This window comes from Allobosea sp. 05T433 (genome assembly GCF_056396065.1).
The window spans coordinates 13683-27188 of record NZ_JBFTKS010000035.1 but is presented as its reverse complement, the minus strand read 5'-3'; the positions used below and the strand labels follow the sequence as shown (position 1 = coordinate 27188).

Sequence of the window (13506 nt, the reverse complement as noted above, 5' to 3'; positions counted from 1 at the left end):
CATGCTCGATCGCGTCTTCCTGGCCATCGCCGCCGCCATCCTGCTCCTGCTCCTGGTCGTCGTCGTGTTCGCCCCCTGGCTCCAGACGCATGACCCGCTGCTGCAGGACTTCGCCGCGGCCGATCAGGGTCTCTCCGCCGTGCATTGGTTGGGTGCCGACGAATATGGCCGCGATATCTTCTCTCGCCTGATCGAGGGAGCGCGCCTGTCGATTACGATCGGGGTGGCCGCGCCGATGCTCGCCGCCCTTGTCGGCATCAGCCTGGGCACGGCGTCGGCCTTCTTCGGCGGCTGGGCCGAGGCGATCGTCACCCGCCTCACCGACATGATGATGTCGTTCGATCCGCTTCTGCTCGGCGTGCTGATCGTCGCCTTGCTCGGCCCCGGCGTGCAGAACCTGTCGATCGCCATCGCGGCAGCACTCGTACCGTCATTCATCCGCCTCTCGCGGGCCTCGGCTCTGTCGGTCAAGCGGGAGGCCTATGTCGACGCATCGATCGCCATGGGGCGCGGCAAGTTCGGCACCATTGGAATGCATGTCCTGCCCAACATCGCTGGCCCCCTCATCGTCATGCTGACGATCTGGATCGGCTCGGCGATCCGCCTCGAGGCATCGCTCAGCTTTATCGGGCTCGGTGCCCAGGCTCCGGCCCCGTCATGGGGGAACATGGTGCGCGAGGGTGTTGCCGACATCTTCGGCTCGCCACTACCGGCCATATTTGCGGGGCTCGCGATCACGCTGACGGTCCTGGCCTTCAACATCCTCGGAGACCGCTTGCGCGACCGCCTCGATCCCGACCGGGTGACCGGGCGATGACGCCGCTGCTCTCCATCCGCGACCTCCAGGTCTCCTTCGGCGCGAAAAACGGCCCGGTTCAGGCGCTCCGCGGCGTCGATCTCGATCTGCACGCTGGCGAGTGCCTCGGCCTCGTCGGTGAATCCGGCTCCGGCAAAAGCCTGACCGCGCTGGCAGCGCTTGGCCTGCTGCCGGAAGCCGCCACCGTCACGGCCGGCCGCGTCATGTTCGATGGGCAGGATCTCCTGACCCTGCCGCGCCAGTCACTCGATGCGATCCGCGGTCGCCGCATCGGCATGATCTTCCAGGAGCCGATGACGGCGCTCAACCCGATCATGACCGTGGGCGAGCAGATCGGCGGGCCGCTGCGGCGGCATCTCGGTCTCTCCCGCGCAGTTGCACGCGCCCGCAGCATCGAGCTTCTGAGCCTCGTCGGCATTCCTGCGCCCGACAAGCGCGCCGCCGCCTATCCGCACGAATTGTCCGGTGGCATGCGCCAGCGCGTCATGATCGCGATGGCACTCTCCTGCGATCCGCAGGTCCTGATCGCCGACGAGCCGACGACCGCGCTGGACGTCACCATCCAGGCGCAAGTGCTCGACCTGCTGCGACGGCTGCGCCAGGAACTGAATCTTGCCGTGGTCATCATCACCCATGATTTCGGCGTGGTGGCCGAACTGACCGACCGGGTCGCCGTCATGTATGGCGGCCGGGTCGTCGAGGAGGCGACGGCCCTTCGCCTGTTCGATGCCCCCAGGCACCCCTACTCCATCGGTCTGCTGGCCGCGACGCCTTCGCTGGAGACGCAGTCCATGCGGCGGCTGCCTACGGTTGGCGGAGCTGTGCCACATCTGACCGAGATGCCGTTGGGTTGCGCCTTTCACCCGCGCTGTCCCGAATGTTTCGCCCCCTGTGCCAGATTGGTGCCGCCGCTGGAGCAAATCGAGGATGGTCACCTCGCCGCGTGCTGGGCGCGGCAGAACCAGCCGCAGGAGACGCCACAAGCGGCAGCGATGAGCGCGGGCGCGGCACCATGAGCGAACCTCTCCTGCGGCTCGAGGACTTGCAGAAGACCTTCGGCCGGGCTCCTGGGGGCATTCGGGCCGTCGACGGGGTGTCCCTTGATCTCCATCCCGGCGAGACGCTGGCCCTTGTGGGCGAATCCGGCTGCGGAAAATCCACGCTGGCGCGGCTTGTCCTACGCCTGACCGATCCTACCGGCGGGCGCATCCTGTTCGAGGGGCAGGACATCGCCGGCTTGTCGCAGCCCCGCATGAAGGCCATCCGCCGCGATTTGCAATTCATCTTCCAGGATCCGTTCTCGTCACTGGACCCGCGCATGCGGGCGGGATCGATCGTGACGGAGCCGCTGGCAGTGCATGGCCTCGTTTCGCAGCGGGGCGAGCGAACCAGCGCTGCGGTGCGATTGCTTGAAGCCGTCGGCCTCAGTGCCCGCCATATCGGCCAATGGCCCCGCCAGTTTTCCGGCGGGCAACGCCAGCGCCTGGGCATCATCCGCGCCTTCGCGATGYGGCCGAAGCTCATCGTCGCCGATGAACCGGTCTCCGCTCTCGACGTCTCCGTGCGTTCGCAGGTCATCAACCTGCTGCAGGATCTCCAGGACGAGCAAGGCACCGCCTATCTCTTCATCTCGCATGACATGGCGAGCGTAAAGCACATGGCGAGCCGCGTAGCCGTGATGTATCTAGGGCAGATCGTCGAGATCGCGCCGAAGAGCACCTTCTTCTCGGCCCCCCAGCACCCCTATAGCCACGCCCTCCTCTCGGCCGTGCCGATTTCGCACCCGGCAAAAGTCCGGGACCGGATCCTGCTGCCGGGCGATCCACCGAGTCCCGCCGCGATCCCCAAGGGATGTCGCTTCCATCCGCGCTGCCCGATTGCCGAACCCCGCTGCAGGACGGAGGTGCCAGAGGCGCGACCGGTCGGCGAAGGGCATCTGGTGGCCTGCCACTGCGCGTCTCCTTGGCCGCTCGGCGGCGGTGGCGGACGCCCACGATAAGATCGTTGAGTTGGAATTTGCCTGTAAGAAAACGGCGACGTTGGCTGTGAACTGCCTGGGATGCCCCGGAGTTGCTCGTGACGCTGACCAAGATCCATTCAAGTGACAGACTTAGTCTGTCGCAAGATAGGCGGTAGCCGCCGCTTCCAACGCTCCCCCGCAGGCAGAGCCCCGCTATTCCCGTAGCGCCGGCGCACCTTTGGAACTTCGGACGATACTCCCCCCGGGTCCGCGGTGAGCGCGTTCGATGCCGCAGGTGCCTGAACGAAATCTTCTGGATCGTCACGCTTCGGTGTCGATCTCTCGATCGACGGCATTTCCATCAGTTCCGGGGCGGGAGCTTTTGCGAGCGCGGGCAGGATCCGCTGAGCCTTCGCAGGTTCAAGCGAGTCCGGGGTGGCCGGCTTGGGTAATCGCTGCGGATCGATCTGCTGCGATCCGGGCTCTTGTTCGTTCGCGGAGACCTTCAGATCTAGGGTACCCCAAATAGATGGGTGCGGCTTTCTTTGGACGCGGCGTGTTTGTTTAAATTCAACGATGAAAGGCTTCTTGGGCGGCTTCATTGCTTTAGATGTCGCTCGATACTTTCATTGCCCGAATTGGGCTTGCAGGGATTACCGTTGTCTACGGTTATCCCTGTCGCCGGTCCAGATGCTTCGCAGGTACGCCAAGGCTCGATCGCAACTTGCCAAGAAGATGGGGCTTGGTCAGCAAAGGCGGAAGCGCTCACGGGCTGCCTGACAGCAGTCGAAATCGGAATGTGCCATCAATCAAAAGCCGCTCGGCGGAAAACATCGGGCGGCTTTTAATTTTCAAACTTTAAGGTTAGCCGCAGACTCTTTGCCACTGCGACGGTCGGCCTCCAAATCATAGGTGACCTTCTGACCTTCAGCTAAACCCCGAAGACCAGCGCGCTCCAAGGCAGTCGCATGGACGAAGACGTCTTTACCACCTGTGTCTGGAGCGATGAATCCATAACCTTTGGTTTCGTTGTACCACTTGACCGTTCCATTCGCCATTTTTGTTCCTATCGCTTTATTGTGACAACCCCACAAAGCGTAAAGCACCCCTCACCTTTTGCAAAGCGTCAGCATCAATCACTTTTTCTGACGTTTATCTGGGCGTTGGGAGCGGATTTAGCCGACACCTCTGAGGTTGCTTTAACCTTGGGTTTGCCCTCTGAATTACTGCTTCGCTCAGCGGGTTTTGGTGTGCCATTATCGCCTTTTTGTAGCAATTGGCTCGCAATAACAAATCAATGACTGCAAAGAACAAGCGGCAATTCGCGGCGGTGTGTTAGCGAAGCTACAGAATCTATGCGTTTCGTAGCCGTCTGCGACAGAAGTACCTGTGTTCAACATGTTCTCCCGAAAGCTGCGAACTTCGAAGCCAGGCATAGTCGCTACTCGCCTGGAAGACTTCCTCGACATGATCACCACGGCAGCTTCGATTAGCGCCAAACTTGGTGGCGGCGCTGACCGCATGGTCGAGAACAAATCGGCATTCCACGCTGCTATTTGGGCGGCTGCGGATGCCTATGGGCAACTGCTCGGCGCCTCAATAGAAGAGACCACTGAGGGTGTTCAGCTGTATCTCAGTCGCTACGGCGACGCAGAAGAGACGCTCAAGACGATGCTAATAAGTTTTATGATGCCCGAATTCGCTCCGTTGGTTCGGGCTACTGGCGAAGCGATCTTTGCAATCCGCGCCGAGGCTTCAGATAACGGCCTGGAACTGCGTCGCTTGACGGAGCTGGCGGAGCTAATCGCCGATTTCAAAGCGCGCCCTCAGCGCGCCAACTGATCCAAGCCCTCCGCGAATACCTGCAGATTTTTGCGAATACGCCACGGATTTTGAAACTACCCTCGAAAAAATCTTGAATTATTAACCAAACTTCGGCCATCCTCGCCAAATTATCCGCTGCGAATCGGAGTTTACCATGCGCGTTTTATTAATTGAGGACGACGCATCGATCGCGCAGAGCATCGAGATGTTTCTCAAGCTGGAGAACATCGAAGTCACCAAGACAGCCTATGGAGCCGATGGCTTCGCCCTCGCTCAGGCGGCGCCGTTTGACCTGATAATTCTGGATCTCGGTTTACCAGACATGCCAGGAATTCAGGTGCTCACGAAACTCCGAGCATCATCCATCAACACTCCTCTGATGATCCTCTCGGGTATCAATGAGGTTCAACAGAAGGTCCGTTCGCTGATTGCAGGGGCGGATGACTACCTGACAAAGCCATTCCACCGAGACGAATTTCTTGCACGCCTGCGGACTTTGGAGCGTCGCTGCAACGGGACCGAAAACCGCACGGTCCGGGTCGGAGACCTCTGCATCGATCTGGATTCAAAAACGGTTGACGTCGCCGGGAAGCCCGTTCGTTTGACTGGCAAGGAATATGAGATGGTTGCGTTCTTGGCGAGCCGCCGTGGGTTCACCCTGTCAAAGGAAATGATCCTCAATCACCTTTACGGTGGGATGGACGAGCCCGAGCTCAAGATCGTGGACGTCTTCATCTGCAAGGTGAGACGGAAAATCGCAGATGCATCGGGCGGAGCGAACTACATCGAGACGGTTTGGGGACGCGGCTACATGTTGAACAATGCCGAGCCATCCCTCCAAATGGTTTCCTAAGGCCGATTCTCTGCTGTCTTCGCGGATAGCTTGTCTCGATCGCGCGGGCAGCTCGGCCCGGCTGAGCTGACGCCGGGCGCGCTTCAGCGCTCGCATCGGTGTCGCGGCTCATCTCCATGCCAACCACCTTGCCGAGTTCTCTGCCAGTGATCGGTTGCAGATTGGCGAAACTGAATCTGAGTCAGTGGCAGGCCAGCGGTTGGTTGCGGCGCTGCCTACACCGTTCGTATCGCGGGGCGCAGAAGATCGCCGATGCCGTGCGCGACGCCACGCAGCACGACAAGCTCGGCCTCAACACTTTCTCGGGCTCCGGCATGTCAATTGCCTTTGCGAAAAGTCGCGGCGAGGCAGCGTGTTATCGATACGCGATTGGCGGAGATTTATATTGGCGTTACATCGTCATTCGACAGCAACTCACAGTTGAGTTGTTGGACCGACGGTAATCGCCAGCCGTCATGCTTCATGTTTGGCCTCGACAACCTTGTGTTTTCGGGCAATTCCTTCCCGGCGGGTCTTCGGATACGCGCATCCGGCGGCTCAAAAGATGCAGTCTTCGCGGGATGCGACTATGGCGACCGGAAGCGTGAAATGGTTCAATACTGAGAAGGGTTTCGGGTTCATTCAGCCTTCGGATGGCGGCAAGGACGTGATTGTACATATCGCGGCCGTGAAAGAGGCTGGCATGATGACTCTGACAGAAGGGCAGAAGGTAGCGTTCGATTTGAAGACCGAGCGCGGTAAAACAGCCGCAGGTTCTCCAACTCCTCTGATCACTCCAAGCCTCGCAGTAATTCAAAGCCTCTTGCGGGCTTCAGCGCCCGTGGGAACCCGAGAGCCACTTCAAAAACGCGGGCGCGCCGAATTGAAGTCCAGCTGGTATTTGCGCATCTCCTTGGTGTCGTCGCGCACTCGAATGCCGCAATCGAGATACTGCTGGTGTAGGCGCTTCAACGCCGTACGGTCCAGCCGCACGCCGAGCCCGGGTCCATCCGGCGGCGCAAGCGAGCCGTTCTCGATCTGGAGCTTGCCGCCCTCAATCACCTCCTCGACCTGCCACGGGTAGTGTGTGTCGCAAGCATAGGCGAGGTTGGGGATCGTAGCGCCGACATGAGTCATCGCTGCCAGGCTGATGCCCATATGAGAATTCGAGTGCATCGAGATCCCGAAGCCGAAGACACGGCCGAGATGGGCCAGATGCTGGGTGGCGCGCAGGCCACCCCAATAATGGTGGTCGGACAGAACGACCTGAACGGCATTCAGGCGTATCGTTTCGGGAATATGCCCGAAGGCGATCGTGACCATGTTGGTGGCGAGCGGCATCGGCGCGAATGTCGCGACCTGCCCCATCTCGGTGAGCGTCCTTGTCGGGTCTTCGAGATATTCGAGCAGCCCGACCAACTGCGGCATCACCCGCCGCGTCGTCTCGACCGACCAGCCGCCATTGGGGTCGATCCGCAGCGGGTGGTCCGGAAACGCCTTGCGCAGGTGCCGGAGCGTCTCGATCTCGAAATCGGGTTCGAACACGCCGGCCTTGAGCTTGATTGAGCCGAAGCCGAATTCCGCCACCATCCGGCGCGCCTGCTCGACCATTTGTTCATGGCTGAGCGCCTCGCCCCAATCATCGGCAGGATAGCCGGGATCATCCTTGTGCCGTTCGAACTTGTAGAACAGATAGGCGCTGTAGGGCACGCGGTCACGCAGCTTGCCGCCGAGCAGGTCGTAGAGCGGCCGGCCGGTGAGTTGGCCCTGCAGATCGAGGAAGGCGACCTCGAAGGCGGAGAGCGCCGAGGCGCGGGCCTTGTCGCCTGCGGGTGCAAAGGTTTGGCCGGGGTCGGGATTATCGCCCACCGCAGCATAGACGACCTGCGTCAAGCCATTCAGGTCGAACGGGTCGAGACCGATTAGCCCCGCCTTCGCCTTGTCGAGATTGGCCAGCGTCTCCAGATCGCCATAGCTCTCCCCGAGCCCGACATGGCCCTCCGCGGTTTCGACCTCGATGATGCTGCGCAGGGCCCAGGGTTCGTGCACGCCGTTGACGTTGAGGAGCGGCGGGTCGCGGAAGGCGATCGGAGTGACACGGACATCGGTGATGCGCATCGGGGGCCTCGGCTGCACGGGGGGAGTTGGAATGATCGCGGTCAAACGGGCGCGGCGTCTCAGACACCCGCTGCGGGTGGAGGAACCGGTGCACCGGCATATTCAAGCGAGCAGAAGCCGCCACCTTGAAAATACAGCGCAGGCGGCTCATGGGTCAGCTCGGCTTCCCCAGCCATGGCCTCCTCGGCATAGTCGTCGGCACGGTCCTTGGGCCGGTAGCCCAGCCCATATGCGACCGCATTGTCGTACCATCCGCCGGCATTGTCGGAGACACCGTAGACAATAGTGTTGTGGATGTCGGGATGCTCCAGCCCGATCAGGCAGAGCTGGGCAAGATCGCGCCCACTGATCCAGATCTTGAGCGTACGGGCGCTGGCGGGAATGTCGGCGGCATTGCCGATCCGCACATGCATGCTGCGGATACCGTACTTGTCGGCATAGAGCGCGCCCACTGCCTCCCCCCAGCACTTGCTGAGCCCGTAGCGTCCGTCTGGTCGCGGCAGGACCGTCTCGTCGATGCGCTGATGCCTGGGATAGAAGCCGACGGCGTGGTTGCTCGAGCCAAATATGACGCGGCCTACGCCTTGACGTCGTGCCGCTTCATAGACGTTCCAGGTGCCGACGACATTTGTCTGCAGAATGGACTCGAACGGCGCTTCGCGCACGACGCCCGCCATGTGGATCACCCCGTCCATGCCCATCATCGCCCGCTCGACGGCGCCGATGTCGGCGATATCGACCTGCACGGCCTCCTCGTTGGTCGCGAGGCTCGCCGGGGCGACAGTGTCTAGGATGCGGATGCGGGCGAAGCGGCTGCCGAGTTCCTGGCGCAGTTTTCGCCCAATATTGCCGGCGCCGCCCGTGATCAGCAGGTTACGAACGACGGTCGGCTCTTGCAGTTCCATGCGTCTTCTCCCGGCTCTTTTTTTGAAACGAGGTGGGTGCTCCGATGCTTCTCCGGCTCAGCGCAGCAAGGCGGCTCGAAGCCGCCCGTCGAGGGCAAAGACGCTCCCGGATGCCGGAGCCTCGGCAATCTGCTGCGGTGTCAATCCGATCCGGCCGCTTGTAACGTAAAGCAAGTCCCCGCGCCTCCCACCGAAGGTCAGCCCGGTCGGACGCGGCACAGGCAAGGATAAAAGCCGCATGTCGGAACCGTCGCGCTGCAGGCGTGCCAGGCTCCAGCCGTCCCACAGCGCGACCCACAGGTAATCCGGCTCTTCCAGGGTCAGGGCCATGGGGCGCCCGTGCAGGGCATCGACGCGTGCGACCAGCCCCAGGCTCCCGAGTCTGTTGCCCGTCCTGATCGGGAAGCGGATGATATCGCCGGCCTCCCTGAGCGCGACGTAGAGATGGCGCCCAGGCGCGTCGATCAGCATGTCTGTGGGTGTGGCCGGCAGTTCCACTTCAAGTACGGGGGTCCCGTCAATCAGGCGATAGAGCCCGGGGCGGCTTTGCGGACTCGGCGTTTCCCCAACCCCGAGCCAGATTTGTCCGTCCGGCCCGTGGCAAGCGCAGGTGATGCGGGGAAGCAATTCCAGCGAAAGCGCCGGGCTCAGATCGGTCAGGCGCGCGGCCCGGTCGACGGTCATCGCGCCCTTTTCCGTCGCCACGAACCAACGCCCCTCGCCGATCGAGCTCAGGGCCAGCACCGGCGAGGTGAATTGGGCCATCACCTCGGACCGGGGTGGCGCCGCAGGTTCCTCGACGCGAGAGCGCATGATGGCGGGCGCCAGTGCGTCCAACCAAAGCAGCGAGTTCGTCGCCCCGTCCCAACTCGGCGACTTTCCCAGGAATGAGCGCCCATTGTAGGCCAGTGGCACCTGCGCAATATCGGGCCGGGCTCGTGGGCGCATACCTCCGTGCCGCTTCACGACCTCGCCAAGGCGCCTGGCCGCGGCCGCGACCTCAGGTCCGAGCTGATTAACCCGCTCCAGCGTCATCCGATAACAGGGGCCCGACACGGTGAATGCACCGAGCGGCACGCCGCTCTCGCCGGGCACGGAGGCGCTGACGCAGCGAATACCCTCCATGAACTCTTCGTCGTCGATGGCATAGCCGCGCAGTTGGAACACATCGAGCTGCGAGCGAAGCTGGGCAGGGTCCGTGATCGTCCGATCCGTGACGCGCTCGAAGCTCATGCGGCCAATCAGGGCCTCCCGCTCGTCCGGCGCCAGCGCCGCCAGGTGCGCCTTGCCCATTCCCGAGCAGTAAAGCGGCCGCAGGCTCCCCAATGGCGCGCCCGTGCTGATCGGATAAAGGCTTAGGATCTTCTGGATGATGATCATGTCTGCGCCGCCGGGCGCGGCGAAATAGACGGTTTCACCGCTGAGCTCGTGAAGCCAGCGGAGTTCCGTCATGGCGAGCATCGGCAGATCCGGGATCGGCCAGACAGCCTGAGCGTATTCGAGAAACTTGAAGCCCGGGAAATATCCCTGCCCGCTGGCGTCGACGCGCACCAGCCCACGCTGCTGCAGCGTATTGATGATGCGATAGACAGTGCTGCGCGGAAGGCCCAACTCATCGGCCAGGGTCTGCGCGCGGTGCTCGCCAGGCGCAGAGGCGATCAGGTCGAGCAGGTTCAGCGCCTTGCCGACGAGCCTGGTGCCTCGCACCTCGATGAGAGATTCGCCGCGCCGCCCCTCTTCGTCCGGCACGATATCCTGCTCGAGGCTGGTGGCATGATTGCGCATGAAACGGGGGCGGGCCTGTCGAACCGGGCTGATGCGGCGGGCCTCAGCTTACGCAGACGTACAAGCGCCTGCAATGGCTCAGTATCACGATGTAAGAAATTTCCATGCTGCAGCTGCGAAATGGTCGATACTTTTATACATAGTAAGAATGCTCGTTGACAGTGCGTCGCACCAATCCTAGCCTTCCCTTTAAGATCGGGGACATCCCGACAGGTATTGGGGACGAAACGTGACAATGGCGGACGCAACGGCGGCACAGTTCCGTTCTGCGGAGACCTCGCCGTCTGTCTACCCTCTCGCGGCGGGACCGATGAGAGCGGCGGTGCGGCCGTTGGACGGTGGGCGCATAGCGTCCCTCTGGCGCGAGGGACCCAACGGCCTGCGCAGCGACGTTCTGGTGCCAATGCCCGCTGCCGGATTCGATCGCGCATATTGGCCGAAGGCGGGCAGCTACCCGCTCGTGCCCTTTTCCAATCGCGTCCGCGATGCCGCCTTCCGCTTCGGCGAAACCCGGGTCGCGCTCGTGCCGCACCCGGCCGCGGCTCCGCACGCACTGCACGGCTTCAGCCAGACGCGGCCCTGGACCGTGATGCGGCACGCGAGCGCGGAGATCGAGCTGCACTATCGCTTCGAGCCTCAAGATGATCTGGCGGGATGGCCCTGGGCGTTCGAGGCCGTCCAGCGCATGGCGCTCGATCCCTCGGGCCTGACCCACGAGATCTACGTCGAGAGCCATGCGGTCTCGCCGATGCCGGTCGGCTTGGGCATTCACCCCTATTTCGCCGTGTCCCAGGGCGACCGCATCACGTTCAACTGCGAAGCCCTTTGGGATCAGGACGCCGATGGCTGCGGCCAGCAGCTCCACTCGCTCACTGGCCGCGACCGGCACTACGATTCGCCTCATGGCGGCGAGGCAACCACGGCCTATTATTCTGGCTGGGACGGGGGCGCCTCAATACATCGCCGGGACGGCACACGGATCCTCATCCAGGCCAGCGCTCCTCTCGACCACCTCGTCTTCCATGTCCCGGCCGGCGGCAGCTATCTCTGCCTGGAGCCGGTCAGCCATGTCGCTGATGCCTTCAATCTCGCGGCAGCGGGACATTCTGGAACTGGGATGCGCGTGCTCGACCCCGGCGCAACCATCTCGGCGAAAGTGCGGATCGGACTGGCATGACGTGAACAGGTGGCCGCGCCACCACGCCTCGACCCTCAGCTACACGGCCAACAGGCCGGCAACATCTCAATCCGGGAGGATGGCATGAGCAGGGATACGCAAAGAGGACCACACCGGCGCCGCGGACTGGACCGCCGCGATATGCTKAAAGGGCTTGCCGGCGCCACCGCGCTCTCGACGCTGCCCCACGCCGCCTTCGCCCAAACCGCCAAGGAGGCGCCGGCCCTCGCAAAGCTGGCCTCGGAGGGCAAGCTGCCGCCGCTGGCCGAGCGCGTCTCTGCCAACCCGCTGGTAATCAAGGTCGACAAGGTCGGCCGCTACGGCGGCTCGCTCCGGCGCGGCCTGCGCGGCTCCTCCGACCATAACGGAATTCTGCGCATGGTCGGCAACCAGGGCTTGGTGCGCTGGAACCTTGCTTTCACCGAGGTCCTGCCGAACGTCGCCGACAAATGGGAGGTCAACGCGGACTCGACCGAGTTCACCTTCTACCTGCGCAAGGGCATGAAATGGTCTGACGGCAAGCCCTTCACCGCAGATGACATCGTCTTCTCGATCGAGGACTGCGCCAAGAACACCGAACTCTATAAGTCCGCCCCCTCGCCGATCGTCATCGACAACAAGCCGGGCACGGCGACCAAGGTCGACGAGACGACGGTCAAGTTCACCTTCGCCAGCCCCTACGCGCTGTTTCTCGAGATGATGGCGACCCCGCTAGGACAACACCCGACGCTGTTCGCCAAGCATTACTGCAGCCAGTTCCACCCGAAATACAATTCCGGCGTGGCGGAGTTGGTCAAGGCGGCGAACCTGTCCGACTGGGGAACGCTGTTCCGCAACAAGTGCGGCGATATCGAGATTCCATCGCGCTGGGGCAATGCCGACAAGCCGACGCTCGACCCCTGGGTCATCAAGGAGCCCTATACCGGCGGCGCCACGCGCGTCGTGATGGAACGCAATCCCTATTTCTGGCAGGTCGACACTGCCGGTAACCAGCTGCCCTATATCGACAGGCTCAGCTTCAGCATCTCGCAGGACGTCGAGTCGCTGATGCTGGATGCGATTTCCGGGCGCCTCGACATCCAGGAGCGCCATCTCGACACGCTCCAGAACAAGCCGACCCTGTCGCAGAACATGCAGAAGGGCGGCTACCGCCTGATCGAGTTGATCAGCTCCTCGTCGCAGCAGGTTCAGATCTATCTGAACATGACGCACAAGGACGCCAAGATGCGCGAGATATTCGCCAACAAGGAGTTCCGCAAGGCGCTCTCGTTGGGCATGGACCGCAAGGAGATCATCGACCTCGTCTATCTCGGCCAGTCGCAGCCGCATCAGACTGGGCCCCGCCCCGGCCATCCCTGGTATCACGCCGGCTTGTCCGAGCAGTTCACCAGCCACGACCCAGCCCAGGCCAACGCCATTCTCGACAAGCTCGGCTACGCCAAGAAGGATGCCAACGGCATCAGGCTGCGACCGGACGGGCAGAGGGTCTTCTTCGCCATCGACGTGATTCCAACGCTGTATCCCGATGAGGTCGATGCGCTCGAACTGGTGAAGCGCCACTGGGCCGAAATCGGCGTCGACATCAAGGTCAACACGATCGAGCGCGCCCTTTACTACACGCGCGGCGACAACAACGACCATGATGCCGCCGTCTGGCCGGGCCCCGGCGGACTCGACCCGATGCTCGACCCGCGTGACTACTTCGCCCAGCACACTCAGGGCTCGCGCTACGCGATTCCGTGGGCGCAATGGTACGTCTCGGGCGGCAAGGACGGCCAGGAACCGCCGGAGGGCCAGAAGCAGCGCATGAAGCTGTTCGACCAGGCGCGCGCCACGGCCGACCTGGAGAAGCGCACCGCGCTGATGAAGCAGGTCTTCGACATCACCGCCGACGCCTTTGAGACCATCGGCATCTGCCTCGCGGTGAACGCCTTCGGCATCTGCAAGAACAACCTACAGAACGTGCCGGCGAAATATCCCAACGCCTGGACCTGGCCCAATCCCGGCCCGGCCCTGCCTCAGCAGTTCTTCTTCGCGACGTGAGCGACGACAGCCCGGCCGCGCCGCGAGCGTGGCCGGGCCGTCTCA

General features: G+C 62.7%; 13 protein-coding genes and 1 pseudogene. 10 read left to right on the top strand and 4 right to left on the bottom strand.

All coding sequences use genetic code 11. The features are described from left to right. The first annotated feature begins 1 nt into the window (after position 1). From AC1DGP_RS30670 to AC1DGP_RS30660, 3 genes are read left to right on the top strand one after another with little or no spacing between them, the layout of a single operon-like run. A complete protein-coding gene (locus tag AC1DGP_RS30670) occupies positions 2–817 on the top strand; it encodes an ABC transporter permease (RefSeq protein ID WP_441480553.1) in 816 nt (271 codons plus the stop codon). After that, entirely contained in the window at positions 814–1833 is a 1020-nt protein-coding gene (locus tag AC1DGP_RS30665) for an ABC transporter ATP-binding protein (protein WP_476832941.1), read from the top strand. Before AC1DGP_RS30670 ends, AC1DGP_RS30665 begins: the two co-directional genes overlap by 4 nt. Continuing rightward, positions 1830–2816 (top strand): ABC transporter ATP-binding protein, encoded by a 987-nt coding sequence (locus AC1DGP_RS30660; protein WP_476832940.1) that lies wholly within the window; start codon positions 1830–1832, stop codon positions 2814–2816. Before AC1DGP_RS30665 ends, AC1DGP_RS30660 begins: the two co-directional genes overlap by 4 nt. A gap of 812 nt (positions 2817–3628) precedes the next feature. On the opposite strand, the gene AC1DGP_RS30655 is transcribed toward AC1DGP_RS30660, so the two are convergent. Then, entirely contained in the window at positions 3629–3835 is a 207-nt protein-coding gene (locus AC1DGP_RS30655; RefSeq protein WP_441480550.1) for a cold-shock protein, read from the bottom strand. Here AC1DGP_RS30655 and AC1DGP_RS30650 point away from each other — a divergent pair. The 5 genes and pseudogenes from AC1DGP_RS30650 to AC1DGP_RS30630 form a co-directional block, all read left to right on the top strand. After that, on the top strand, positions 3746–4078 hold the full coding sequence (locus AC1DGP_RS30650) for a hypothetical protein (RefSeq protein ID WP_476832950.1): 333 nt from the start codon (positions 3746–3748) through the stop codon (positions 4076–4078). The two genes, AC1DGP_RS30655 and AC1DGP_RS30650, sit on opposite strands and share 90 nt — an antisense overlap. An 88-nt stretch (positions 4079–4166) precedes the next feature. Next, positions 4167–4619 carry a hypothetical protein gene (locus AC1DGP_RS30645; protein WP_476832939.1) on the top strand — a complete coding sequence of 151 codons (453 nt, stop codon included), beginning with the start codon at positions 4167–4169 and terminating at the stop codon, positions 4617–4619. Positions 4620–4755: 136 nt separating this feature from the next. After that, complete coding sequence (locus AC1DGP_RS30640; protein WP_476832938.1) at positions 4756–5454, top strand: response regulator transcription factor; 699 nt, start codon at positions 4756–4758, stop codon at positions 5452–5454. 116 nt (positions 5455–5570) lie between these two features. Beyond that, the gene (locus AC1DGP_RS30635; RefSeq protein ID WP_476832937.1) at positions 5571–5897 is read left to right on the top strand and encodes a hypothetical protein; all 327 of its coding nucleotides are present in this window, start codon (positions 5571–5573) and stop codon (positions 5895–5897) included. 125 nt (positions 5898–6022) lie between these two features. Next, a pseudogene (locus tag AC1DGP_RS30630) lies at positions 6023–6211 on the top strand (cold-shock protein); the annotation flags it as partial. Between the two features lie 83 nt (positions 6212–6294). On the opposite strand, the gene AC1DGP_RS30625 reads toward AC1DGP_RS30630, so the two are convergent. From AC1DGP_RS30625 to AC1DGP_RS30615, 3 genes are read right to left on the bottom strand one after another with little or no spacing between them, the layout of a single operon-like run. Then, positions 6295–7551, bottom strand: a complete 1257-nt coding sequence (locus AC1DGP_RS30625; RefSeq protein ID WP_476832936.1) for a glucarate dehydratase family protein — start codon at positions 7549–7551, stop codon at positions 6295–6297. 59 nt (positions 7552–7610) lie between these two features. Then, positions 7611–8456, bottom strand: coding sequence for an NAD-dependent epimerase/dehydratase family protein (locus AC1DGP_RS30620; protein WP_476832935.1), 846 nt, complete (start codon positions 8454–8456; stop codon positions 7611–7613). A 57-nt stretch (positions 8457–8513) separates the two neighbouring features. Beyond that, positions 8514–10241, bottom strand: coding sequence for an IclR family transcriptional regulator domain-containing protein (locus AC1DGP_RS30615; protein WP_476770173.1), 1728 nt, complete (start codon positions 10239–10241; stop codon positions 8514–8516). 322 nt (positions 10242–10563) lie between these two features. Here AC1DGP_RS30615 and AC1DGP_RS30610 point away from each other — a divergent pair, with 322 nt between their 5' ends. Further along, entirely contained in the window at positions 10564–11418 is an 855-nt protein-coding gene (locus AC1DGP_RS30610) for an aldose 1-epimerase (RefSeq protein ID WP_476770172.1), read from the top strand. An 84-nt stretch (positions 11419–11502) separates the two neighbouring features. Then, complete coding sequence (locus tag AC1DGP_RS30605) at positions 11503–13461, top strand: ABC transporter substrate-binding protein (protein WP_476832934.1); 1959 nt, start codon at positions 11503–11505, stop codon at positions 13459–13461. The last annotated feature ends 45 nt before the right edge of the window (positions 13462–13506 follow it).